The organism is Streptomyces luomodiensis, from assembly GCF_031679605.1.
Classification (GTDB): Bacteria; Actinomycetota; Actinomycetes; order Streptomycetales; family Streptomycetaceae; genus Streptomyces; species Streptomyces luomodiensis.
On record NZ_CP117522.1, the window covers coordinates 3,037,727 to 3,060,985 of the forward strand.

A 23,259-nucleotide genomic window follows, 5' to 3' on the forward strand; every position below is an offset into this window, starting at 1 on the left:
ACCTTCCATGAGTCGTTGATGCGTTCTCTATGCTCTCAGCAATTCGAATCGGGTCGAACCTTTTACGGACAGGGGGCGTGGGGGCGGGATGGCCGGAACAAGCGGGTCGCAGGCCGTGCGGTGGGGGATTCTGGCGACCGGTGGGATCGCCGCGTCGTTCACCGCGGATCTGCTGGAGATGGCGGACGCGCAGGTCATGGCGGTCGGCTCGCGCCGGCCGGAGTCGGCGAAGCGGTTCGCGGAGCGGTTCGGGATACCGCGCGCCTACGGCGGCTGGGAGGAGCTGGCGGCCGATGACGAGCTCGATGTGATATACGTCGCCACCCCGCACTCGGCCCATCGGGCGGCGGCCGGGCTGTGCCTGGAGGCGGGGCGGGCGGTGCTGTGCGAGAAGCCGTTCACGCTCAATGTCCGTCAGGCGAAGGAGCTGGTGGACCTGGCCCGGAGCCGGGGCCGCTTCCTGATGGAGGCGATGTGGACGTACTGCGATCCGGTCGTCCGCCGGATGACCGAACTGGTCCACGACGGCGCGATCGGGGAGGTCCGGGCGGTCCACGCGGACTTCGGGCTGCCCGGCCCCTTCCCGCAGGACCACCGGCTGAGCGATCCGGCCCTGGGCGGCGGCGCCCTGCTGGACCTCGGCGTCTATCCGGTGTCCTTCGCCCAGCTGCTGCTCGGCGAGCCGGACACGGTGCGGGCGGTGGGGCAGCTCTCCCCGCGGGGCGTGGACGTGAACACGGGCCTGGCGCTGGGCTGGGACAGCGGGGCGGTGGCGCTGCTGTCCTGCTCGATCACCGCGGACACGCCGATGACCGCGGCGGTGACGGGGACGGCGGGGCGGATCGAGTTCCCGCGCGGCTTCTTCCACCCCGAGCGCTTCGTGCTGCACCGGCCGGGCCGGGACCCGGAGGAGATCACGGCGGTGGACGGGCTGCGCTCCTACCAGCGCGAGGCGGCGGAGGTGATGCGCGCGCTGCGCGCGGGCGAGACGGAGTCCCCGCTGGTGCCGCTGGACGGCACGCTGGCGGTGATGCGCACCCTGGACGCGGCGCGCGAGCTGATCGGGGTGCGGTACCCGGGCGAGGGCGGGGAGTGAGCCGGGCGGGCCCGGCGCAGGGGATGCGCGCCGGGCCCGTCCGTCCGGTCAGACCTGCCGCAGGCCGGGGTTGCCGGCCTCGCTGACGAACGACGCCGCCGTGGTGAGCGGCGCGTTGGGGGTGGTGACCGCGGAGACCGTCTTGTAGTCGGCCTGGGCCCGCCGCTCGTCCAGCGAGACCGTCACATAGCCGCGCCGGCCGTTGTAGAACTTCATATGCGGGTTGGCGTCCATGTACGTGGCCCAGTTGGCGGGCTTGTCGGCGCCGTCCTTGCCGCTGGCGATGGACGTGCCGACGAACTCCACGCCCAGGGTGCGGGAGGCCGGGTCGTCGAAGTCCCGCTTGATGTCGAAGGCGTAGTGCACATGCACATCGCCGGTGAGCACCACGAAGTTCTCCAGGCCGGCCTGCTCGACACCGGCCAGGATCCGGGCCCGGGAGGCGGGGTAGCCGTCCCAGGAGTCCATCGAGAGCTTGGAGCGCTCGGCGGTGGTGTTCTTCCGCTGCGAGAAGGTGACCTGCTGCGGCAGCACGTTCCAGGTGGCGGTGGAGCGCTGGAAACCGTCGAGCAGCCACCGCTCCTGGGCGGCGCCGGTGAGGGTGCGCGAGGGGTCCTCGGACTCCGGGCCGGGGTACTGCCAGCCGTCGCCGTACGCCTGGTTGGAGCGGTACTGGCGGGTGTCGAGGATGTCGAACTGGGCGAGCTTCCCGTAGTGGAAGCGGCGGTAGAGCCGCATGTCGGCGCCGTCCGGCCGCTGCGGCATGCGCAGCGGCATGTTCTCCCAGTACGCCCGGTAGGCGGCGGCCCGGCGGATCAGGAACTCCTCCGACGGACCGTCGTGCTCGTCGATGTCGCCCGCGTAGTTGTTCTCGGTCTCGTGGTCGTCCCAGGTGACGTACCAGGGGAAGGCGGCGTGGGCGGCCTGGAGGTCCTCGTCGGACTTGTAGAGCGCGTAGCGCAGCCGGTAGTCCTCGAGGGTCACCGTCTCGGTGTTGAACACCGCGGGCAGGGTGCGGTCGGTGTAGTTGCGGGCGCCGCCCACGGAGTTGACCGCGTACTCGTACTGGTAGTCGCCCACGTGGAAGACGGCGTCCAGGTCCTCGCCGGCCAGGTGGCGGTAGGCGGTGAAGTAGCCGTCGTGGTACGCCTGGCAGGACACCAGGCCGAAGCGGACGTCCCGGACCTTCGCGCCCGCGGCCGGGGTGGTGCGGGTGCGGCCGGCCGGGCTGGTCCAGCTCCCGGCCCGGAAGCGGTACCAGTAGACGCGGTCCGGCTCCAGCCCCTTGGCGTCCACGTGCACGGTGTAGTTGAACTCGGCGTGCGCGGTGGCGGTCCCCCGGCGGGCGACGCGCTGGAACTGCTCGTCGCGGGCGATCTCCCACTCGACCTTGACGGTGCCCTCTTCGGGCAGCCCGTTGCCCGGCTCGTACGGGCGCGGTGCCAGCCTGGTCCACAGCACGACCGCGTCGGGCAGCGGGTCGCCGGAGGCCACGCCGAGGGTGAAGGGGTTGTCGGTGAGCGCTTGCGGAGACACCTGCGCGGCGTGGGCGGTGGGCAGGTTGGTGGTGAAGGCGAGCGCGGCGGCGGCCGCGGTGACGGTGAGGAAGCGGCGGCGTCCCAGACGTGCGGCCGCGGCTCGTATGGCCCGCTGATGCGAGTCGTGTGCCATGTGCTCTCCCCTGGCTCGGTGCGTCAGAGGAATTGGAGTGTCGGGGGACGGCCAGGTGTTTGCCTGTGCACGACAACCGCATGACCGGTGGGTGAGGTCCGGCCCCGGAACGGACCTTTGCGGCGAACCGGCCCGGAGCCGCGGCGGGGTGACGTGGCGTACGCTGCGGCGCCATGAGCGACGGTCGTGTGTCGGTGGTGTCGAAGGTGGCGGTGGTGACGGGCGCGGGCTCGGGGATCGGCCGGGCGGTGGCGCTCGAACTCCTCGACGCGGGCTGGTCGGTGGTGCTGGCGGGGCGCCGCGAGGAGGCCCTGGCGGAGACGGCACGGCTGGCCGGCGGCGGCCCCCCGGCCCTCGTGGTGCCGACGGACGTGGCCGGCCCGGAGCGGGTGGACGCGCTCTTCGCGGCGGTGCGGGAGCGGTTCGGGCGGCTCGATCTGCTGTTCAACAACGCGGGGAGCTTCGGACCGCGCGGCGTGGCGCTGGCGGATCTGCGCTACGAGGACTGGCGGTCGGTCGTGGACACCAATCTGACGGGCGCGTTCCTGTGCGCGCAGGCGGCGTTCCGGCTGATGCGCGAGCAGGACCCACACGGCGGGCGGATCATCAACAACGGCTCGATCTCGGCCCACGCGCCCAGGCCGGACAGTGTGGCGTACACCGCCACCAAGCACGCCATCACCGGGCTCACCAAGTCGCTGTCGCTGGACGGCCGCCGGTACCGCATCGCCTGCGGGCAGATCGACATCGGCAATGCGGCGACCGAGATGACGGAGCGGATGCCCACCGGTGTGCCCCAGGCGAACGGGGAGGTGATGGTCGAGCCCGTGATGGACGTCGCGGACGTGGCGCGCACGGTGCGGCATATGGCGTCGCTGCCCCTGGAGGCGAACGTGCAGTTCGCGACGGTCATGGCGACGGCGATGCCGTACATCGGCCGTGGCTGACGGCGCATCGGCCACGACGGACCGCGCATCGGCCATGGCGGACCGCGCATCGGCCACGGCTGACGGCGCATCGGCCATGGCTGGCGGATGAGGGTTCGTCACCCAGCGTAGATAGCCTCCGCTTGTGGAGATGATGTGAGGATGCGGGTAATTCACCCCATCGGCACATCGGCTCCGGCGCCCGCCGTCACCGCCCCCGGACTGTTCGACACCCGCGCGGTATGGCAGTGTCGTCTCCCACCGCGCAACAGGTTTCACCACGGCCCCACGCCCCCGCCTCGTCTCACCACCCCACGACCGCACCCGTGTTCACCGCCCCACGACCGCCATCCGATCGAAAAGAGACCGCCGTGCGTTCTCTGCCGCTCATCCTGGTCGCCCGTCTGCTGCCCGTCGCCGTCCTCGCCGCCGCGGGTGTGGCCATGACGACATCGGGCGACTCGGACGCACACGCCACCCCGGCGAGCCCCTCCCCGCACCCCTCGGCCCCGGCCACCGGCTCCGCCGCGCCGCGCTACGCCAAGCCGCCCACGGAGGCGTGCGCCGCCCTTCCGGAAGCGCTGGTCAAAGAGCTGGTGCCGGGTGCGGAACCGGCCGGGAACGAGCTGAAGTCCAGCGACCTCAGCCGCCGCACGGGCTGCAACTGGCACGCCCTGCACGGCTTCGACTACCGCTGGCTGGACATCTCCTACGACGTCTCGGACGTCGCGCGGGCCAAGGGCAAGGGCGGCAGCGCGGTGTCCGGCCTGGGCGACGACGCCTCGGTGACCGAGGAGACCACCGAGGACGACGGCCAGGGCATACGCGAGGCGGTGGTGACGGTCCACCAGGACAACGCCACGGTCACCGTGACGTACAACGGCGGCGACTTCGAGAGCCACAAGGCCGCCGGCACCGACGCGATCCGTAAGGGCGCCATCAGCGCGGCCAAGGAAGCGGTCACCGCGCTCGACGACTGACCACGACGCGCTCATCGGTGAACATCAGCTGTACGGAAGTGGATTCCTGGGTGAACGGTTACGATCGCGGGCATCGCAACCGAGCTCTGGAGTCCCACCGTGTCCGCCACCTCCGAACCACGCCTGGGTATCGCCATCCTGACCATGGGCAACCGGCCCAGGGAGGTGGCGGCGCTGCTGGAGTCGGTCGCGAAGCAGGACCTGCCCCCGGCCCGCGTCGTGGTGGTCGGCAACGGCTCCCCGCTCCCGGAGATGCCCGCCGGGGTGACCACGGTCGAGCTGACGGAGAACCTCGGGGTCTCGGGCGGCCGTAACGTCGCCTGGCGGCGGCTGCGCGAGTTCGGCGACGTGGACGTCGTCGTCGACCTCGACGACGACGGGCTGCTGGTCGACGCCGACGTCTTCCGCCGGGTGCGCGACCTGTACGCCGAGGACCCGCGCCTGGGCATCGTGAGCTTCCGCATCGCCGACGAGACGGGCGAGACCCAGCGCCGCCACGTGCCCCGGCTGCGCGCCTCCGACCCGATGCGCGGCGGTGAGGTGACCACCTTCCTCGGCGGCGGCCACGCCCTGTCGATGCGGATGCTGGAGCAGATCGGCGGCTGGCCGGACGCGTTCTTCTTCACCCACGAGGAGACCGACCTCGCCTGGCGGGCGCTCGACGCGCGCTGGAAGGTCCTCTACGCCCCCGAGCTGCTGCTCCAGCACCCCCGCACCTCCCCCGCCCGGCACGCCGTCTACTACCGCATGACCGCCCGCAACCGGGTCTGGCTGGCCCGCCGCCACCTGCCGCTGCCCCTGGTCCCGCTCTACCTGGGCACCTGGACGCTGCTCACGCTCGCCCGCACCCGTTCCGTGACGGGGCTGCGGGCCTGGGCGGGCGGCTTCCTGGAGGGCCTGCGCACCTCCTGCGGCCGCCGCCGGCCGATGCGCTGGAGCACGGTGTGGCGCATGACCCGGCTGGGCCGCCCGCCCGTCATCTGACGGGCGGCGCGGCGCCGCCGCGCGGGAGCCGGTGCCCGCGCCCCCCCGTGCTCCCCCGGAAGTCTGCTCCTCCGGGCGTCTGCTCCCTGACGTCCGCTCCCCCGGGCGTCCGCTCCCCCCGGGCGTCGCAGGGCCCACCGCCGTAAGGTTGACCGCATGGTGGACGCGAGCGTGTCGGCCTCGGCCGAGACCGCTGAGCAGTTGCTGGAGGAGCTGCTCCGGGCCACCCACGAGGCATCGCCCGCGGAGCTCCCGGGGGCCTTGGACCGCTATACCGAGGCCATGCGCATGGGCCGCGCGGTCGTCTATCTGATCGACCTCCAGCAGCGGCTGCTGATGCCGCTCGCCGAGGGTGAGCCGCGCCTGGGCCTCGACGACTCCCTGGCCGGTTTCGCCTACCGGACCGACACCGTACGGGTCGAGGAGGACGGCGCGGACGGGCTGGCCCTGTGGCTGCCGCTGATGAACGGCGCGGAGCGGCTGGGGGTGCTCCAGCTGCGGACGGTCTCCCTGGACGGGCTCACGCTCTGGCGCTGCCGGATGCTGGCCTCGCTCCTCGCCCTGGTCATCACCTCCAAACGGACGTATCTCGACACCTTCGCGCAGCGCATCCGCACCCGGTCCATGCAGCTGCCCACGGAGATGGTGCGGGCGTTCCTCCCGCCCCGCTCCATCGGCACCGGCCGGGTGGTCTCGACGGCCGTTCTGGAGCCCGCGTACGAGCTGGGGGGCGACGCCTTCGACCATTCGTTCACCGAGGACGTCCTGCACGCCTCGATCCTCGACGCCATGGGCCACGACCTGGCGTCCGGGCTGACCACCTCCGTGGCCATGGCGGGCAGCCGCAACGCCCGGCGCACCGGCGCCGATCTGGCGGCCCTGGTCGCCACCGTGGACGAGGCGCTGTCCGCATGGCTTCCGGACCAGTTCTGCACGGGCGTCTTCGTCCGGTTGCACATGCCCAGCGGGGTGCTGCGCTGGGCCAACTGCGGCCATCCCACACCGTTGGTCATCCGCCGCCAGCGGCTGCTGGAGAAGGAGCTGGAGCGGGCCTCCGAGCCCCCGCTGGGGCTGCCCGCGCAGCTGTCGAACGCCACCCGGCAGATCCATGAGACGACCCTGGAACCCGGGGACCGCGTCCTGCTCTACACCGACGGGGTCGTGGAGTCGCGCGACGAGGGCGGCGAGCAGTTCGGCCTGGAGCGCTTCGCCGACCACATCATCCGGTCCACGGCCGCCGGGCAGAGCGCCCCCGAGGTGCTCCGCCTGCTCATCCACGCGATCCTCGACCACCGGCACCGCGAACTCAGCGACGACGCCACGATCCTGATGATCGAGTGGCATCCGCCGGATCCAGGTCCATGAGCCGCCTGGGCGATGTGCGATGACGACCCCCGACCCCACTGACCCCACCGCCCCCCGGGGCCGGCCGGACACGCCGCCCGGAACGGCCGGGCCGAGTGCGACCACGGCCGGCCTGGCCACGGCCACGGTCGACGACCACGGCGTGCTGACCGGGTGGAGCGAGGGCGCGCGGCGGTTGCTCGGCCACCGCGCCGAGGAGGTCCTGGGGCGGAGGGCGGCCGAGCTGCGCGCCGAGCCCACCGCCGAGCCCACCGCCGGGGACACCGTGGGCGGCGCCGGGCCGTGCCTGGCGGAGGGGGCCCGGTGGAGCGGGACGGTCGCGCTGCGCCACCGGGACGGCCATCGGGTGGAGGTCGAGCTGCTGGCCCACCGCGGTCCGGTGGCGGAGGACGGAGCCACGGGCTGGCTGCTGGTCTCCGCCGTACCCCGGGAGCCGCTCCCCCGCGACGCACCGGCCCTCCAGGACGCACCGCTGCCCCAGGACGCACCGCTCCCCCAAGACGAACCGCCGTCCCAGAACGAACCGCGGCCGCAGGACGCACCGCTCCCCCGGGACCCGGGTGCGGCGGAGCGCGGGTTCGTCCAGTCCCCGTGCATCCTGGCGCTCTTCGACACGGAGCTGCGGCTGACCCGGGCGAACGCCGAGATGGAGGCCACCACCGCCCTCAGCGAGGACCGGATGCGCGGGCTGCGGCTGTCGGAGCTGGCCCCCCACCGGGAGAGCGATCGGGTCGAGCGCGCCATGCGCCGGGTGCTGGAGAGCGGTGAGCGGCACGACCTGGAGTCGGGGCATCTGCGGTTGCCGGGCATGAGCCACGAGCACGCCTATTCGGTCTCCCTGGCCCCGCTGACCGACCCGGCCGGCGGACTCCGTGGCGTGTGCTTCGCGGCGTACGACATCACCGCCCAGCGCGAGGCCCGTCAGCGGCTGCTGCTGCTCAGCGAGGCGGGGGCGCGGCTGGGCAGCACCCTGGACCTGGACCGGATCGCCCAGGAGCTGGTCGAGGTGGCGGTCCCTCGGTTCGCCGACTTCGCCAACGTCGATCTGCTCACCTTCCTCCACCGCGGCGACGAGCCCCCGGAGGGGCCGCTGAGCGCGCCCATCACCCTGCGGCACACGGTCCACCGGTCCGTCCTGGAGGACGCCCCGGAGGCGCTGGCCGGCATCGGGGGTCTGATCACGCACCCCGAGCACTCCCTCACGGCCAAGAGCCTGACCGAGGGCCGGGCCGTGCGGTACCAGATAACGGCGCCCCTGCTGGCGAGCTGGGAGGCCAGGGACCCGGTGCGGGCCGCCCGGATCCGCGACCTCGGGATACATTCGGTGATCATGGTGCCGATGCGCGCCCGCGGGGTCACCCTCGGCGCCGCCTCCTTCGCCCGCCACCGCACACCGACGCCGTTCACCGCGGACGACGCGATGCTGGCCGAGGAGCTCACCGCACGAGCGGCCGTCTGCGTCGACAACACCCGCCGCTATCTGCGCGAACGCAGAACGGCCCTGACCCTCCAGCGCAGTCTGCTGCCGCAGCGGATGCCCGATCTGGCGGCGCTGGAGGTCGCCTCCCGTTATCTGCCCTCGGGCACCTACGCGGGGGTGGGCGGCGACTGGTTCGACGCGATCCCGCTCTCCGGCGCCCGCGCCGCCGTGGTGGTCGGCGACGTGGTGGGCCGCGGCCTGCGGGCGTCCGCCACCATGGGGCGGCTGCGCACCGCCGTACGCACCCTGGCCGATATCGACCTGCCGCCCGGTGAGCTGCTGACGCACCTCGACGACCTGGTCACCCGGCTGTCCTCGGAAGAGGACCCCGAGATGCCCGCGGCCGTCGGCGCCACCTGTCTGTACGCGATCTACGACCCGGTCTCCCGGCACTGCGCCATCGCCGCCGCGGGCCACCCCGCACCGCTGGTGGTCAGCCCGGAGGGCACCGCCGACCTGCCCGCCCTGTCCATCGGCCCGCCCCTGGGGCTGGGCGGGCTGCCCTTCGAGACCACGGAGACGGAGCTGCCCGAGGGCAGTGTGCTCGCCCTCTACACCAACGGCCTGATCAACAGCCGCCACCGGGAGATCGGCGAGGGGCTCGACACCCTGCGCAACGCCCTGAGCAGTCCCGTCGCCTCCCTGGACGCGCTCTGCGACAGCGTGCTGCGCGCCCTGCTCCCGGCCCGTCCCGACGACGACATCGCCCTGCTCCTCGCCCGCACCCGGGCGCTCGGCACCGACCGGGTCGCCACCTGGGCGATCCCCCCGGACGCGGCCGCCGTCGCCGACGCCCGCCGGAACACCGTCGAGCGGCTGACCGACTGGGGACTGGAGAAGGCCGTCTTCACCACCGAGCTGATCGTCAGCGAACTGGTCACCAACGCGATCCGTTACGCCCGCCCGCCCATCCGGCTGCGGCTGATCCGCGACCGCGCCCTCATCTGCGAGGTCTCCGACGGCAGCAGCACGGCACCCCATGTGCGGCGGGCCCGGGTCTTCGACGAGGGCGGCCGCGGCCTGATGCTGGTGGCCCAGATGGCGACGCGCTGGGGCACCCGGCAGAGCACGGACGGCAAGACGATCTGGGTCGAACAGGACCTCGCCTCCGACTGAACCGGACCCCGGCTGAACCGGGCCCCGACTGAACCGGACCCCGGCTGAACCGGGCCGACGCGCGTACGGAGCCGAGCCCCTGTCCCGCGGGGCCACCCGAGGCATCGACATTCGCCCCCGTGGACGCAGGACCCGAGCGCATCCGATTTGTCATGCTATGAGGTAGAGGCGTGCGACGTGACCCCCGGCCGGCCCCGAAAGGAGTTGCCATGGCCAAGGCAGTCGGAATCGACCTGGGCACCACCAACTCGGTGATCGCCGCATGGGAAGGCGGTGAGGCCTCGGTCGTGCCGAACTCCGAGGGCAGCCGCACCACCCCGTCGGTGGTGGCGTTCACCGACGCCGGTGAACGGCTGGTGGGGCAGCTGGCCCGGCGCCAGGCGATCCTCAACCCCAAGGGCACCATCTACTCGGCCAAGCGGTTCATCGGCCGGCACTACGACGAGGTCACCGACGAGGCCAAGGCGGTCGCCTACGACGTCGTCCCGGACGACCACGGCCTCGCCCGCTTCACGGTACGCGACAAGCTGCACTCGCCGGAGGAGATCAGCGCCCAGGTGCTGCGCAAGCTCGCCGACGACGCCGGGAAGCAGCTGGGCGAGCGGGTGACCGAGGCGGTCATCACCGTGCCCGCGTACTTCAACGACGCCCAGCGCAGTGCCACCAAGGACGCCGGTGAGATCGCCGGACTGAAGGTGCTGCGGATCATCAACGAGCCGACCGCCGCCGCCCTCGCCTACGGTCTGGACAAACGCGGCCATGAGACGGTGCTCGTCTTCGACCTCGGCGGCGGCACCTTCGACGTGTCCATCCTGGACGTCGGGGACGGGGTGGTGGAGGTCCGCTCCACCGCGGGCGACAGCCATCTGGGCGGCGACGACTTCGACCGCCGGCTGGTGGACCACCTCGCCGGCACGTTCCAGCGGCAGAACGGCATCGACCTGCGCCAGGACGCGCAGGCGCTGCAGCGGCTCTTCGAGGCCGCGGAGAAGGCCAAGACCGAGCTGAGCTCGGTGTCCCAGACCCAGGTCAGCCTGCCGTTCATCACCGCGGACGCCTCCGGTCCCAAGCATCTGACCGAGACGGTCATGCGGTCCACGTTCGAGCAGCTCACCGCCGACCTGGTGGAGCGCTGCCTGGGCCCGGTCCGGCAGGCGATGGCCGACGCGAAGGTCGGCGAGAACGACATCGACGAGGTGATCCTGGTCGGCGGTTCGACCCGGATACCCGCCGTACAGGCCCTGGTCCGCCGGCTGACCGGCGGCAAGGAGCCCAATATGAGCGTCAACCCCGACGAGGTCGTGGCCCTGGGCGCCGCGATCCAGGCCGGGGTGCTCAAGGGCGAGGTCCAGGACGTCCTGCTGCTCGACGTGACCCCGCTGTCGCTGGGCGTGGAGACCCGTGGCGGCGTCATGACGAAGATCATCGAGCGGAACACCACCATCCCGGTGCGCCGTACCGAGACCTTCTCCACGGCCGATGACAACCAGCCGGCCGTCGACATCGTGATCCTCCAGGGCGAACGGGAGCGGGCCGCCGACAACCGGGTGCTCGGCCGCTTCCAGCTGACCGGTATCCGCCCGGCGCCGCGCGGTGAGCCGCAGGTGGAGGTGACCTTCGATATCGACGCCAACGGCATCCTCAATGTCACGGCCCGCGACCGGGACACCAGCAAGGAGCAGTCCGTCCAGATCAGCGAGACCGGCAATCTCGACCGCGGCGAGGTGGAGCGGATGGTCCAGGAGGCCGAGCGCAACCGCGGCGAGGACCAGGCGCTGCGCGAGGCCGTGGACGCCCGCAACGACCTGGACGCCATCGCCTATCAGGTGGAGAAGCGCCTGTCCGAAGGGGGCGACGCGGTGCCCTCGCACGAGCGGTCGCGCGCCGAGATGCTGGTGAACGACGCCCGCGAGGCGGTCAGGAACGAGACCGGCGTGGAGCGGACCAGGCCGCTGATCTCCGAACTCCAGCAGGTCCACGCGGGCCTGGCCGCCCACCGGACGGCAGGCCCGGGTACGGGCGCGACGACCGGACCGACCGGACCGACCGGGCCGGGCACCCGGGACACCGGGGGCGGCGGGGGCGACGAGGACATCATCGACGCCGAGTTCGACAAGGACTGAGGCCGACCGATGCAAGAACCGGTGCAAGGGACGGTGCAAGGACCGGTGCAAGGAAAACCGACCGATTCGACGCAGGCTCACTGAGAGGCGCCATGTCCACTCAACCGCAGCAGCCCGAACCGTCGGCGGGCGCCGTGGCGGAGCCCGAGCGGGAGCGGGACCTGCCGGCCCCGGGCACCGCGGAGGCGGGCGGCACGGGACCGGCGGGCCCCGGCCCGGACGCGGCCGGAGGCCCGGCCCGGCCCCCCGGCGAGGCCGACGAGTACGCCGTGGCACTGGCGGAGCTCGAGGACCGCTGGCGCCGCGCCCTGGCCGACCTGGAGAACCTGCGCAAGCGCCACGCCAGGGAGCTGGAGCGGGAGCGGGCCGCCGAGCGGGCCCGTACGGCGGCGGCGCTGCTGCCCGTCATCGACAACCTCGAACTCGCCCTCTCCCACGCCGAGGCCGACCCCGGTTCGATCGTGTCGGGCGTCAGGGCCGTCCGCGACCAGGCCGTGGACGCCCTGGCCCGGCTCGGCTACGAGCGGCAGGGCGAGACGGGGGTGCCGTTCGACCCGGCCCGGCACGAGGTGGTCAATGTGGTGGAGGACGCCGACGCCGAACCGGGCACCGTGGTCCAGGTCCTGCGCCCCGGCTACGGGGCGACCGGCAACCAACTCAGGCCGGTGGCCGTCGCCGTGGCCAAACGGGAGTGACCGGAACGGGAGTGGCCGGACATGGCACGGGACTACTACGAGGTGCTCGGGGTCTCACGGGGCGCGAGCCAGGACGAGATCCAGCAGGCGTTCCGCACGCGGGCCCGCCGGTACCACCCCGATGTGAACAAGGCTCCGGACGCCGAGGAGCGGTTCAAGGACCTCAACGACGCCTACAGCGTGCTCTCCGATCCGAAGAGCCGGGCCCGCTACGACCGGTTCGGCGAGGACTTCCGCAAGGTTCCCGAGGACTGGGAGGAGCGCGTCGGCGCCGGTACCGGAGGCGGTGGCGGCGGTGGCTTCCGCGGCTGGACGACCACCGGCGACGGCGGCCGGGTGCGGTTCACCCGTGGCTTCGGCGACGACGCCCAGGGCGCGGGCGTGGACTTCGAGGACCTGTTCGGCGCGTTCTTCGGCGGCGGCGCGGGACCGGGCGGCGGCCGCGTCGACATCCCCGGCGCCGACCAGGAGGCGGAGCTGCCGCTCACCGTCGAGGACGCCTACCGCGGCGGCCGCCGCACCGTCACCCTGACCGGGCCCTCCCGGCAGCGCACCTTCGAGGTGGACGTCCCGGCGGGCGTCACCGACGGGCAGCGCATCCGGCTGGCCGGACAGGGCGGCCGGGGCACCGGGGACGCACCGGCCGGGGATCTGTACCTGCGGGTGCGGATCCAGCCCCATCCGCGGTTCCGGCTGGACGGCCGGAACATCCATGTGACGCTCCCGGTGTCCCCCTGGGAGGCCGCGCTCGGCGCGGCCGTTCCCGTACCGACGCCCGGCGGCACCGCCAAGGTCACGGTCCCGCCCGGGTCCTCCAGCGGCCGCCGGCTGCGGCTGCGCGGTGCGGGCATGCCCCAGCCGCGCGGGACCGACGGCGATCTGTACGCCGAGATCCGCGTCATGGTGCCGCCCCGCCTCGGCGACCGGGAGCGGGAGCTGTTCGAGGAACTGGGGCGGACCTCCCCCTTCGACCCCAGGAGGGAGCGATGAGCACCATCCACCACCACCGGAGGGAACGATGAGCACCCACGCGCCCCGAACCACCGCCACGGACACCAGGTACGCGCCCGTGACGTCCGTCCACCACGACCTGGTGCCCGCACGCAGGCTCTCCCTGGACACCGTGGCCGGCCGCACCGGGCTGCACCCCGAACTGATCCGGCGATTCGTCGCCCTCGGCCTGGTCGACGCCGAACGCGACGCCGCGGGGCGGCTGGTGTTCGCCCCCGACGCCCCGGCGGCGCTGGGCCGCGTCGAGCGGCTGCGCACCGGGCTCTGCCTGAACTACGCCTCCATCGGCCTGGTGCTCGATCTGCTCGACCGCATCAACCGGCTCGAAGCCGCGCTGCGCCGCAGCGGCGCGAGGAGTGAACAACCGCCATGGACATGAACCGCCTCACCCAGAAGTCCCAGGAAGCCCTCCAGGACGCCCAGACCAGGGCCCAGCGGCTCGGTCAGACCGAGGTCGACGGCGAGCATCTGCTGCTGGCCCTCCTCGAACAGCCCGAGGGGCTGGTGCCCCGTCTGATCAGCCGGCTGGGCGCCGACCCCGATGCGCTGCGGACCATGCTGGAGGCGGAGGTGGCCCGTAAGCCCAGGGTCACCGGCCCCGGGGCGGCTCCGGGGCAGGTCTTCGTCACCCAGCGCCTGGCCAGGGTGCTGGACACCGCCGAGCGGGAGGCGGCGCGGCTGAAGGACGAGTACGTCTCGGTGGAACACCTGGTGCTCGCCCTCGCCGAGGAGGGGTCCGGCACCGCGGCCGGGCGGGTGCTGAGGGACCACGGTGTCACCAAGGAGTCGTTCCTGCACGCCCTCACCCAGGTCCGCGGCAGCCAGCGGGTCACCTCCGCCGACCCCGAGGCGGCGTACGAGGCGCTGGAGAAGTACGGCCGCGATCTGGTGCTGGAGGCCCGTGCGGGCAAGCTGGACCCGGTGATCGGCCGGGACGCCGAGATCCGCCGGGTGACGCAGATCCTCAGCCGCAAGTCGAAGAACAACCCCGTGCTGATCGGCGACCCCGGCGTCGGCAAGACCGCCGTCGTGGAGGGCCTGGCCCAGCGCATCGTCCACGGCGACGTGCCCGAGGGGCTGCGCGACAAGACCGTCTTCGCCCTGGACATGGGCTCCCTGGTGGCCGGCGCGAAGTACCGCGGGGAGTTCGAGGAACGGCTCAAGGCCGTGCTCAGCGAGGTCACCTCCGCCCAGGGGCGCATCCTGCTGTTCGTCGACGAGCTGCACACCGTGGTCGGCGCCGGGGCCGCCGAGGGCGCCATGGACGCCGGGAACATGCTCAAGCCGATGCTGGCCCGCGGTGAGCTGCACATGATCGGCGCGACCACCCTCGCCGAGTACCGCAAGTACATCGAGAAGGACGCCGCGCTGGAGCGCCGGTTCCAGATGGTGCTGGTGGACGAGCCCAGCGTGGCGGACACCGTCTCCATCCTGCGGGGCCTGCGGGAGCGGCTGGAGGTCTTCCACGGCGTCAAGATCCAGGACACCGCGCTGGTCTCCGCCGCCACCCTGAGCCACCGCTACATCAGCGACCGGTTCCTGCCGGACAAGGCCATTGACCTGGTCGACGAGGCATGTGCCCGGCTGCGTACCGAGATCGACTCCATGCCCGCCGAACTGGACGAGATCACCCGTCGGGTCACCCGGCTGGAGATCGAGGAGGCCGCGCTCGCCAAGGAGACCGACCCGGCCAGCCGGCAGCGGCTGGAGGAGCTGCGCAGGGAGCTGGCCGATCTGCGCGCCGGGGCCGACGCCAAGCGCGCCCAGTGGGAGGCCGAGCGGCAGTCCATCCGCCGGGTGCAGGACCTGCGCCGGGAGCTGGAGGAGGTGCGCCGCGAGGCGGAGGAGGCCGAGCGCGCCTACGACCTCAACCGCGCCGCCGAACTGCGCTACGGCAGACTCGGCGAGCTGGAGCGCAAGCTGGCCGCCGAGGAGGAGCAACTGGCCGCCAGGCAGGGCGGGCACCGGCTGCTGCGCGAGGTGGTCACCGAGGACGAGATCGCCGACATCGTCGCCGCCTGGACCGGTATCCCCGTCTCCCGGCTGAAGGAGGGCGAACGGGAGAAGCTGCTGCGCCTGGACGAGATCCTCCAGGAGCGGGTCATCGGCCAGGACGAGGCGGTCCGGCTGGTCTCGGACGCCATCATCCGGGCCCGCTCGGGCATCCGGGACCCGCGCCGGCCGATCGGCTCGTTCATCTTCCTCGGCCCGACCGGCGTGGGGAAGACCGAGCTGGCCAAGGCGCTGGCCGCGGCGCTCTTCGACACCGAGGAGAACATGATCCGCCTGGATATGAGCGAGTACCAGGAGCGGCACACCGTCAGCCGGCTGGTCGGCGCCCCGCCGGGATACGTCGGCTACGAGGAGGGCGGCCAGCTCACCGAGGCGGTGCGGCGCAAGCCGTACTCGGTCGTCCTCCTGGACGAGGTCGAGAAGGCGCACGCCGATGTCTTCAACACCCTGCTCCAGGTCCTGGACGACGGCCGGATCACCGACGCCCAGGGGCGGCTGGTGGACTTCCGCAACACCGTGATCATCATGACCTCCAACATCGGCTCGCTGCATCTGCTGGACGGGGTGACCGCCGATGGCGAGCTCAAGCCGGACGCGAGGGGCCTGGTGATGAGCGAGCTGCGCGGGCACTTCCGCCCCGAGTTCCTCAACCGGGTCGACGACATCGTGCTGTTCAAGCCGCTCGGCGAGCGCCAGCTGGAGCGGATCGTGGAGCTGCGGTTCGACGAGCTGCGCGAGCGGCTGGCCGAGCGCCTGATCGCCGTCGAACTCACCCCAGAAGCCCGCAAGGTCATCGCCCACGAGGGCTACGACCCGGTCTACGGCGCCCGCCCGCTGCGCCGCTTCATCTCCCACGAGGTGGAGACCCTCATCGGCCGCGCCCTGCTGCGCGGCGACGTCCAGGAGGGCGCCACCGTCAAGGTCGACGCCCAGCACGGCGAACTGGCGGTCACCTACGAGGCACAGCCGCAGATGGCGGGAGCCGGAAGGCCCGCGTGAACGCGGTGCGCGGCGCGGGCCGTTCCGTTCGAGGTGCAGGCCGAGCCGACCCTGCTCATGCTGGACGAGGGGAGGTGACGGCCGCACCCGACGGCGATCCCCACCCATCCGAGCCACACATCCGACCCCGCATCCAACCCACGCATCCGCGCTACGCACCCGCTACACACGACCGGAGGTGAAGGGTGATGAGCACACCCGCCCGACGACAGCCACAGCAGCGCCAAGGCGCGATGGACCGCCCCCGGGCATGGGCGCGCAATCCGCTGGCGGAGTTCGACGATCTGCTCAACCAGATGGGCGGTCTGCTCGAATCCACGGTGGGCGGAGCGCCGATACCCGGTATCGCGTGGGCACCCGCCGCCGATGTGACCGAAGCGGACGAGGCGTACCACGTCGAACTCGAGCTCCCCGGGGTCAAGGGCCGGGACATCAACATCGAGGTCAACGGCCAGGAGTTGACCGTCTCCGGGGAGATCAAGGAACGGGAGCGCAAGGGCGTCCTGCGCCGCGGCGGCCGCCGCACCGGCCGTTTCGAGTACCGGCTGCTGCTCCCGAGCGAGGTGAACACCGAGAACGTCAGGGCGGCCATGTCCGAGGGCGTCCTCACGATCACCGTTCCCAAGGCGGAGATCGCCAAGCCCCGCCACATAGAGATCACCGAGAGCATCCAGGCGCAAGAACAGCCCCCGTGGCAACAGACACAGCAACAGCCCCCACAGCAACAGACACAGCAACAGACGCAGCAACAACAGCCGCAGCAGCCGCCGTCGCAGCAGCCGCCGGGCGGTTACTGAGGCCGCGAACCGGCTCTATCACCCCGCGGCGGCCCCCGCTCCGCCGGGCGGCCGCCGCGGGCACCGGAAGGACGAACACGATGGTCGCCACAGGTTTTCCCGCGTTCGACACGACGGTCGACAAGACCAACCGGCTCCTCAGGGAGATCGAGGAGGCGTACGGCTGGCCCAAGGAGCGCCGCAAACAATCCTATGCCGCCCTGCGCGCGGTCCTGCACCAGCTGCGGGACCGGCTGACGGTGGACGAGGCCGTTCAGTTCGGCGCCCAGCTCCCGATGCTGGTGCGCGGCTTCTACTACGACGGGTGGAAACCCGCGGAGACGCCCGTGAAGATGCACAGCGAGGAGTTCTTCCAGCGCATCCGGCATGACTTCCCGTACTCGATCCAGGGCGATACCGAGCAGCTGGTGCACACCGTCCTGGCGGCCCTTCAGCGCCATGTCAGCGAGGGCGAGTGGCACGATCTGAGGGCCCGTATGCCCGCCGACCTGGTCACCGTCATCCCGGCGTAGCAGGTGCCGCCCCCACGGCGGACGTGGCCGGCGCCGCCCCCACAGCGGGGTCAGGCGCCGCCGTGGTCCGCCAGGAACGCCCGCAGCTGGTGTGCCGTCTCGGCCGGCGCCTCCTCGGGAAGGTAGTGGTCGCACGGCAGGGCCTGCCCGCGCACATCGTCCGCGTAGCCGCGCCAGGCCGCCAGTACGTCGTAGTGGCGGCCCACGAAGCCGTACGCGCCCCACAGGGCCAGGACCGGCGCGGTGACCCGCCGGCCGGCCGCGGCGTCCGCGTCGTCGTGGACCAGGTCGAGGGAGGCGGCGGCCCGGTAGTCCTCGCAGGAGGCGTGGATGGCCGCCGGATCGGAGAAGCAGCGCACGTACTCGGCCAGGGCCGCCTCGCTGAACGGGGTTCCGCCGTGGTGGCGGGCTCCCATCCGGGTCCGGATCCAGAACTCCGGGTCCTGGCCGATCAGGTGTTCCGGGATGCCGTTGCCCGCCGTCAGGAAGAACCAGTGGTAGTAGCCGAGACCGAACCCCATGTCGGCGTGGTGGAAGGCGTACCGCGTCGGCACGATGTCGAGGACCGCGAGCGCCGAGACCGCCTCCGGATGGTCCAGGGCCAGCCGGTGGCCGACCCGGCCGCCCCGGTCGTGGCCGACGACCGCGAAGCGGTCGAAGCCCAGCTCCCGCATCACCAGCAGCTGGTCCCGCGCCATGGACCGCTTGGCGTACGGGGTGTGCGCGTCGTCGGAGGGGGGCTTGGCGCTGTCGCCGTAGCCGCGTAGGTCGGTGAGCACCACGCGGTGCGTGGCCGCGAGCACCGGGGCGACGTGGTGCCAGATCAGATGGGTCTGCGGATAGCCGTGCAGCAGCAGGACCGGCGGGCCGTACCCGGCCGTGCGCACGTTGATGCGCACCCCGTCGGCGTCCACGGTGCGGCGGTCGAAGTCGCCCAGCAGCTGATCGCTCATGGTCCGATCCCAGCAGCGGCCGGTGGTGCGTGTCCAAGACCGGTTGCCGACAATCCTTATAGGGGTGCCCTATAAGAAGGGGCGGCCGGCGGGACGGAACACGGGAGGCAGCACGCGGTGGATGTGCGGCAGCTGGAGTACTTCCTGGCCGTGGTGGACCACGGCGGATTCAACCGGGCGGCCGCCGCGCTGTATCTGTCGCAACCGTCCCTGTCCCAGGCCATCCGCGCCCTGGAGCGCGACCTGGGCAGCGACCTCTTCCACCGCATCGGCCGCCGGGCGGTCCTCACCGACGCGGGCACGGCACTGATCGAACCGGCGCGGGACGCCGTGCGCAGTCTCCAGCTGGCGCGGGCCAGTGTGGAGTCGGTGCACGGGCTGCGCGGCGGCCGGGTGGACATCGCGGTCCCACCGTCCCAGGCGGTCGAACCGCTGACGGGAATGATCGACCGCTTCACCCGGGCCCACCCCGGGGTGTCCGTGCGGGTGCAGGCCGCGTTCACCCCCCGCGATGTGACGGAGATGGTGCGCACCGGCGTGTGCGAACTGGGCCTGCTGGCCTCCCCCGGCCCCACACCGCACGGAGACGTACGCACCCACCCCCTGCACGAGCAGCGCTTCGTCCTGCTGGCACCCCCGGACGGCCCGTTCCGCCCCGGGGTGCCGGTGCGCCATGAGCAACTGTCCGGCCACCGGCTGATCGTGGGACAGAAGGGCACGGGCATGCGCCGCTACGTCGACGACCTCCGGGCCACGGGCGTCGAGCTGACCGTCGTGGTCGAGACCGAGCACCGGGTGGCGATCCTGCCCCTGGTCCTGCGGGGCGTCGGCCTGGCCGTGGTCGCCGACGCCTGGCGCGGCCTGGCGGAGCGGGCGGGCGCCCTGGTCCTGGACCTGGAGCCGACCACCAGCCTGCATATCTCCCTGGTCAGCAGGCGGGCTCCGCTGACACCGGCGGCCGAGGCGTTCGTGCGTACGGCCACAGCCCCTGATAAGGACGGCCTATAAGCGAGATGGATTCTGCATCTTGGACGGGTGCGGCAGGCCCCTGTTGCAATCCTCCCCATGACGAACCGCCGCACGACCAACCACCACATCGCCCTGATCCCCGGCGACGGCATCGGCACCGAGGTCATCCCCGCCGCCCGCCGCGTCCTGGACGCCGTCGCCGCCCGGCACGGCCTCGGCTTCACCTACGAGACGTTCGACTGGTCCTGCGAGCGCTACGTCCACCAGGGCGCGATGATGCCCGACGACGGCCTGGAGCGACTGCGCGGCCACGACGCGATCCTGCTCGGCGCCGTCGGCTACCCCGGCGTCCCCGACCACGTCTCCCTGTGGGGCCTGCTGATCCCCATCCGCCGGGGCTTCCAGCAGTACGTCAACCTGCGCCCCATCCGCGTCTTCGAGGGCGTGCCCAGCCCGCTGCGCGACGCCCGGCCCGGCGATGTCGACCTCGTCGTCGTCCGCGAGAACGTGGAGGGCGAGTACGGCGAGATCGGCGGCCGCCTCGGCCGGGGCCTCCCGGAGGAACTGGCCGTCCAGGAAGCGGTGTTCACCCGCAAGGGCGTGACCCGGATCCTGGACTACGCCTTCTCCCTGGCCGAGAGCCGGACCCGGCACCTCACCTCGGCGACCAAGTCCAACGGCATCATCCACACCATGCCCTTCTGGGACGAACTCGTCGCCGAACGCGCCACCGCCCACCCGGAGGTGGCCTGGGACCAGGAGCACATCGACGCCCTCGCCGCCAAGTTCGTCCTCGACCCCAAGCGCTTCGACGTCGTCGTGGCCTCCAACCTCTTCGGCGACATCCTCAGCGACCTCGCCGCCGCGGTCGCCGGCAGCATCGGCATCGCCCCCGCCGCCAACCTCAACCCCGAACACGACTACCCGTCCATGTTCGAACCCGTCCACGGCTCCGCCCCCGACATCGCCGGCCGCGGCATCGCCAACCCCCTCGGCGCGATCTGGTCCGCCGCCATGATGCTCGACCACCTGGGCCACCCCGAAGCCGCCACCCACATCACCGACACCATCGCGACCGTCCTGGCCAAGACCCCGGTACGCACCCCGGACCTGGGTGGCACGGCCACCACGACGGAATTCACCGACGCCCTGCTGGAACTCCTCTGACCCCGCCGCCGCCCCCTGGGACCACCGCCCCGGGCCGGGGCGGCGCTGCGGCGGGCGGACGAGTCGGCCTGTACGCCGGGTTCTGTCTCCCGGGGGCCTTGCGGCCCACGGGGAGGCGGCCATCCATCTAGGACCGGCGTTGCCGCCGGCCTCGTGCGGTCCACCCGCGGACTCGGGCGGGCAGCCCTCGATCGTCCGCGCAGAGCGCTTTTCACGGCGCTCCTCTTGACCTTGCTCCAGGTGGGGTTTACCGAGCCGTCCGAGTCACCTCGGACGCTGGTGGTCTCTTACACCACCGTTTCACCCTTACCGGACGCCTCGCGGCCTCCGGCGGTCTGTTTTCTGTGGCACTGTCCCGCGGGTCACCCCGGGTGGGCGTTACCCACCACCTTGCCGTGTGGAGCCCGGACGTTCCTCGGCGGGACCCGAAGGGCCCCGACGCGACCGCCCGGCCGGCTCGTCCGCCGTGCTGAGCATGATACCCGGCGAGGAGTGCCGGCCGTCTCAGCCGACGCCGGTCGTCTCCAACCCGAGGTCGTAGGCTGCGGCCGGGTGGGGCCGCGTCCGGGTCCGCCCCGTACCGTTGAACGTCGTTCTTCGTGGCCCTCAACGCCCCGACCCCTGAGGAGAGACCGTGCTCGTGCTGCTGCCCCCGTCCGAGGGAAAGGCCACAGGAGGCTCCGGGTCCCCGCTGGACCTGGGATCGCTGTCGCTGCCGGGCCTGGGCGGGGCGCGGGCGGAGGTGCTGGACGAGCTGGTGTCGCTGTGTTCGGGCGACGGGGCGAAGGCCGCCGAGGTGCTGGGGCTCAGCGAAGGGCTGCGCGGCGAGGTCGCGAAGAACGCGGCGCTGCGGGAGGCCGGGACGCGGCCCGCCGGGGAGATCTACACCGGTGTGCTGTACGACGCGCTGGGCCTGGCCACGCTGCCCGCCGCCGCCCGCCGCCGGGCGGAGCGGTCGCTGCTGGTCTTCTCGGGGCTGTGGGGCGCCGTACGGATAGACGACCGCATCCCCTCCTACCGCTGCTCGATGGGCGTGAAGCTCCCGGGACTCGGTGCGCTCGGCACCTACTGGCGGACCCGGACCCCGATGGCCGAAGTGCTTCCGGAGGCCGCCGGGAACGGGCTGGTGCTGGACCTCCGCTCGGCGGCGTACGCGGCGGCTTGGAAGCCCAAGGGGGCGGTCGCCGAGCGTACGGCGACGGTGCGGGTGCTCCAGTCGAAGATCGTGAACGGGGTCGAGAAGCGGTCCGTCGTCAGCCACTTCAACAAGGCGACCAAGGGCCGGATGGTACGGGACCTGCTGACCGCCGGTGCCGACCCGAGCGGGCCCGCCGAGCTGGTGGAGGCGCTGCGGGGGCTGGGGTACGCGGTCGAGGCCGCGCCGCCGGAGCGGGCGGGGCGGGCGTGGGGGCTGGATGTGGTGGTGACCGAGCTGTAGTGCCGGGGTACTGCGCGCGCACCGTCACCTCACCGTTCGAAGGCGTTGCGGCATACGCAACGACCGTTGCGCAGCGCGCCGCTCCGTGGGCAGGATGGGCGCCGTGACTAGCACCGCGCCCTCCCCAGGCTCCCCGGATTCCTCGCTGCTCGATCTCGCCCCCGTCATCCCCGTGGTCGTCCTCCACGACGCGGCCGACGCGGTCCCGCTGGCCCGTGCCCTGGTGGCGGGCGGGCTGCCCGCGATCGAGGTGACCTTCCGGACGCCCGCCGCCGCGGACGCCATCCGGGCGATCGCCGAGGAGGTCCCCGAGGCGGTCGTCGGCGCCGGTACGGTCCTGACCCCGGAGCAGGTGGAGACCGCCGTCGCCGCCGGGTCGCGGTTCCTGGTCTCGCCCGGCTGGACGGACCGGCTGCTGGGGGCGCTGGACGCCTCCGGGCTGCCGTATCTGCCGGGTGTCTCGACCACCTCGGAGGTCGTGGCGCTGCTGGAGCGCGGGGTGGCGGAGATGAAGTTCTTCCCGGCGGAGGCGGCCGGGGGCACGGCGTATCTGAAGGCGCTCGCCTCACCGCTCCCCGGGGCCCGGTTCTGCCCGACCGGCGGTGTCAACGCCTCGAACGCCCCCGAATACCTGGCCCTGCCCAACGTCGGCTGCGTCGGCGGCACGTGGATGCTGCCCTCGGACGCGCTGGCGGCGGGCGACTGGGGGCGGGTGGAGTCCCTCGCCCGGGAAGCGGCCGCCCTTCGCGGCTGACGCGCGGCCAGGGCCGCGAGCCGGGATCGGGTGCCAGGACCGCGCATCGAGACCGCCCCGCCCCCGCCGCAGGTGCGCCGTCTACCTGACCGCAGGTGCGTCCCTCCATCGCGGGTGCGCCGTCTACCGCAAGTGCGTTCCCCACCGCGGGTTCGTTCCCCACCGCGGGTGCGCCGTCTACCGCGGATGCGTCCCCCACCGCAGGTGCGT

The 23,259-nt window shown here is 72.5% G+C and carries 19 protein-coding genes and 1 other RNA gene; 17 read left to right on the forward strand and 3 right to left on the reverse strand.

The annotated features are described in order from the left end of the window. Window positions 1-88: 88 nt before the first annotated feature. Window positions 89-1,096, forward strand: coding sequence for a Gfo/Idh/MocA family protein (locus PS467_RS13035; RefSeq protein ID WP_311035412.1), 1,008 nt, complete (start codon window positions 89-91; stop codon window positions 1,094-1,096). 48 nt (window positions 1,097-1,144) lie between these two features. On the opposite strand, the gene PS467_RS13040 is transcribed toward PS467_RS13035, so the two are convergent. Continuing rightward, window positions 1,145-2,767 carry an alkaline phosphatase D family protein gene (locus PS467_RS13040; protein WP_311035413.1) on the reverse strand — a complete coding sequence of 541 codons (1,623 nt, stop codon included), beginning with the start codon at window positions 2,765-2,767 and terminating at the stop codon, window positions 1,145-1,147. 173 nt (window positions 2,768-2,940) lie between these two features. On the opposite strand from PS467_RS13040, the gene PS467_RS13045 reads away from it, so the two are divergent. The 12 genes from PS467_RS13045 to PS467_RS13100 all read left to right on the forward strand — a co-directional run bounded on the left by PS467_RS13045 (window position 2,941) and on the right by PS467_RS13100 (window position 17,768). Further along, on the forward strand, window positions 2,941-3,714 hold the full coding sequence (locus PS467_RS13045) for an SDR family oxidoreductase (protein WP_311035414.1): 774 nt from the start codon (window positions 2,941-2,943) through the stop codon (window positions 3,712-3,714). 350 nt (window positions 3,715-4,064) lie between these two features. Then, window positions 4,065-4,673 carry a hypothetical protein gene (locus PS467_RS13050; protein WP_311035415.1) on the forward strand — a complete coding sequence of 203 codons (609 nt, stop codon included), beginning with the start codon at window positions 4,065-4,067 and terminating at the stop codon, window positions 4,671-4,673. A gap of 144 nt (window positions 4,674-4,817) precedes the next feature. After that, a complete protein-coding gene (locus tag PS467_RS13055; RefSeq protein WP_349256485.1) occupies window positions 4,818-5,657 on the forward strand; it encodes a glycosyltransferase family 2 protein in 840 nt (279 codons plus the stop codon). Window positions 5,658-5,813: 156 nt separating this feature from the next. Further along, window positions 5,814-7,022, forward strand: coding sequence for a PP2C family protein-serine/threonine phosphatase (locus PS467_RS13060; protein ID WP_311035417.1), 1,209 nt, complete (start codon window positions 5,814-5,816; stop codon window positions 7,020-7,022). A 19-nt stretch (window positions 7,023-7,041) separates the two neighbouring features. Further along, complete coding sequence (locus PS467_RS13065) at window positions 7,042-9,618, forward strand: SpoIIE family protein phosphatase (RefSeq protein WP_311035418.1); 2,577 nt, start codon at window positions 7,042-7,044, stop codon at window positions 9,616-9,618. A gap of 209 nt (window positions 9,619-9,827) precedes the next feature. Continuing rightward, window positions 9,828-11,741 carry a molecular chaperone DnaK gene (gene dnaK, locus PS467_RS13070; RefSeq protein ID WP_311035419.1) on the forward strand — a complete coding sequence of 638 codons (1,914 nt, stop codon included), beginning with the start codon at window positions 9,828-9,830 and terminating at the stop codon, window positions 11,739-11,741. Between the two features lie 92 nt (window positions 11,742-11,833). After that, complete coding sequence (locus tag PS467_RS13075) at window positions 11,834-12,436, forward strand: nucleotide exchange factor GrpE (RefSeq protein ID WP_311035420.1); 603 nt, start codon at window positions 11,834-11,836, stop codon at window positions 12,434-12,436. A 21-nt stretch (window positions 12,437-12,457) separates the two neighbouring features. Continuing rightward, a complete protein-coding gene (locus PS467_RS13080) occupies window positions 12,458-13,426 on the forward strand; it encodes a DnaJ C-terminal domain-containing protein (RefSeq protein WP_311035421.1) in 969 nt (322 codons plus the stop codon). Window positions 13,427-13,454: 28 nt separating this feature from the next. Next, complete coding sequence (locus PS467_RS13085) at window positions 13,455-13,826, forward strand: chaperone modulator CbpM (RefSeq protein WP_311035422.1); 372 nt, start codon at window positions 13,455-13,457, stop codon at window positions 13,824-13,826. Next, entirely contained in the window at window positions 13,817-16,459 is a 2,643-nt protein-coding gene (gene clpB, locus PS467_RS13090) for an ATP-dependent chaperone ClpB (RefSeq protein WP_311035423.1), read from the forward strand. Before PS467_RS13085 ends, clpB begins: the two co-directional genes overlap by 10 nt. Window positions 16,460-16,647: 188 nt before the next feature. After that, window positions 16,648-17,256 carry an Hsp20/alpha crystallin family protein gene (locus PS467_RS13095; RefSeq protein ID WP_311035424.1) on the forward strand — a complete coding sequence of 203 codons (609 nt, stop codon included), beginning with the start codon at window positions 16,648-16,650 and terminating at the stop codon, window positions 17,254-17,256. An 80-nt stretch (window positions 17,257-17,336) separates the two neighbouring features. Further along, window positions 17,337-17,768: a DUF2267 domain-containing protein gene (locus tag PS467_RS13100; RefSeq protein WP_311035425.1), complete on the forward strand. Its 432-nt coding sequence runs from the start codon at window positions 17,337-17,339 to the stop codon at window positions 17,766-17,768. Window positions 17,769-17,818: 50 nt separating this feature from the next. Here the strand turns inward: PS467_RS13100 and PS467_RS13105 are convergent, their stop codons facing one another. Then, on the reverse strand, window positions 17,819-18,721 hold the full coding sequence (locus PS467_RS13105) for an alpha/beta fold hydrolase (protein WP_311035426.1): 903 nt from the start codon (window positions 18,719-18,721) through the stop codon (window positions 17,819-17,821). A gap of 117 nt (window positions 18,722-18,838) precedes the next feature. Here PS467_RS13105 and PS467_RS13110 point away from each other — a divergent pair, with 117 nt between their 5' ends. Next, window positions 18,839-19,729, forward strand: coding sequence for a LysR family transcriptional regulator (locus tag PS467_RS13110; protein WP_311035427.1), 891 nt, complete (start codon window positions 18,839-18,841; stop codon window positions 19,727-19,729). 57 nt (window positions 19,730-19,786) lie between these two features. Next, window positions 19,787-20,857: a tartrate dehydrogenase gene (locus PS467_RS13115; protein WP_311035428.1), complete on the forward strand. Its 1,071-nt coding sequence runs from the start codon at window positions 19,787-19,789 to the stop codon at window positions 20,855-20,857. Between the two features lie 55 nt (window positions 20,858-20,912). Here the strand turns inward: PS467_RS13115 and rnpB are convergent. Continuing rightward, window positions 20,913-21,317: RNase P RNA component class A (gene rnpB / locus PS467_RS13120), an RNA gene on the reverse strand. Window positions 21,318-21,491: 174 nt separating this feature from the next. Between rnpB and yaaA the strand changes: the two genes are divergently transcribed. After that, window positions 21,492-22,295, forward strand: coding sequence for a peroxide stress protein YaaA (yaaA, locus tag PS467_RS13125; RefSeq protein WP_311035429.1), 804 nt, complete (start codon window positions 21,492-21,494; stop codon window positions 22,293-22,295). Window positions 22,296-22,389: 94 nt separating this feature from the next. Further along, window positions 22,390-23,049, forward strand: coding sequence for a bifunctional 4-hydroxy-2-oxoglutarate aldolase/2-dehydro-3-deoxy-phosphogluconate aldolase (gene eda, locus PS467_RS13130; protein ID WP_311035430.1), 660 nt, complete (start codon window positions 22,390-22,392; stop codon window positions 23,047-23,049). Window positions 23,050-23,259: the final 210 nt, after the last annotated feature.

Coding starts and splice junctions, on each gene's coding strand:
- PS467_RS13035 (WP_311035412.1), top strand. CDS start 89: ATGGCCGGAACAAGCGGGTCGCAGGCCGTGCGGTGGGGGATTCTGGCG.
- PS467_RS13040 (WP_311035413.1), bottom strand. CDS start 2,767: ATGGCACACGACTCGCATCAGCGGGCCATACGAGCCGCGGCCGCACGT.
- PS467_RS13045 (WP_311035414.1), top strand. CDS start 2,941: ATGAGCGACGGTCGTGTGTCGGTGGTGTCGAAGGTGGCGGTGGTGACG.
- PS467_RS13055 (WP_349256485.1), top strand. CDS start 4,818: ATGGGCAACCGGCCCAGGGAGGTGGCGGCGCTGCTGGAGTCGGTCGCG.
- PS467_RS13060 (WP_311035417.1), top strand. CDS start 5,814: ATGGTGGACGCGAGCGTGTCGGCCTCGGCCGAGACCGCTGAGCAGTTG.
- PS467_RS13065 (WP_311035418.1), top strand. CDS start 7,042: ATGACGACCCCCGACCCCACTGACCCCACCGCCCCCCGGGGCCGGCCG.
- dnaK (WP_311035419.1), top strand. CDS start 9,828: ATGGCCAAGGCAGTCGGAATCGACCTGGGCACCACCAACTCGGTGATC.
- PS467_RS13075 (WP_311035420.1), top strand. CDS start 11,834: ATGTCCACTCAACCGCAGCAGCCCGAACCGTCGGCGGGCGCCGTGGCG.
- PS467_RS13080 (WP_311035421.1), top strand. CDS start 12,458: ATGGCACGGGACTACTACGAGGTGCTCGGGGTCTCACGGGGCGCGAGC.
- PS467_RS13085 (WP_311035422.1), top strand. CDS start 13,455: ATGAGCACCCACGCGCCCCGAACCACCGCCACGGACACCAGGTACGCG.
- clpB (WP_311035423.1), top strand. CDS start 13,817: ATGGACATGAACCGCCTCACCCAGAAGTCCCAGGAAGCCCTCCAGGAC.
- PS467_RS13095 (WP_311035424.1), top strand. CDS start 16,648: ATGAGCACACCCGCCCGACGACAGCCACAGCAGCGCCAAGGCGCGATG.
- PS467_RS13100 (WP_311035425.1), top strand. CDS start 17,337: ATGGTCGCCACAGGTTTTCCCGCGTTCGACACGACGGTCGACAAGACC.
- PS467_RS13105 (WP_311035426.1), bottom strand. CDS start 18,721: ATGAGCGATCAGCTGCTGGGCGACTTCGACCGCCGCACCGTGGACGCC.
- PS467_RS13115 (WP_311035428.1), top strand. CDS start 19,787: ATGACGAACCGCCGCACGACCAACCACCACATCGCCCTGATCCCCGGC.
- eda (WP_311035430.1), top strand. CDS start 22,390: ATGGGCGCCGTGACTAGCACCGCGCCCTCCCCAGGCTCCCCGGATTCC.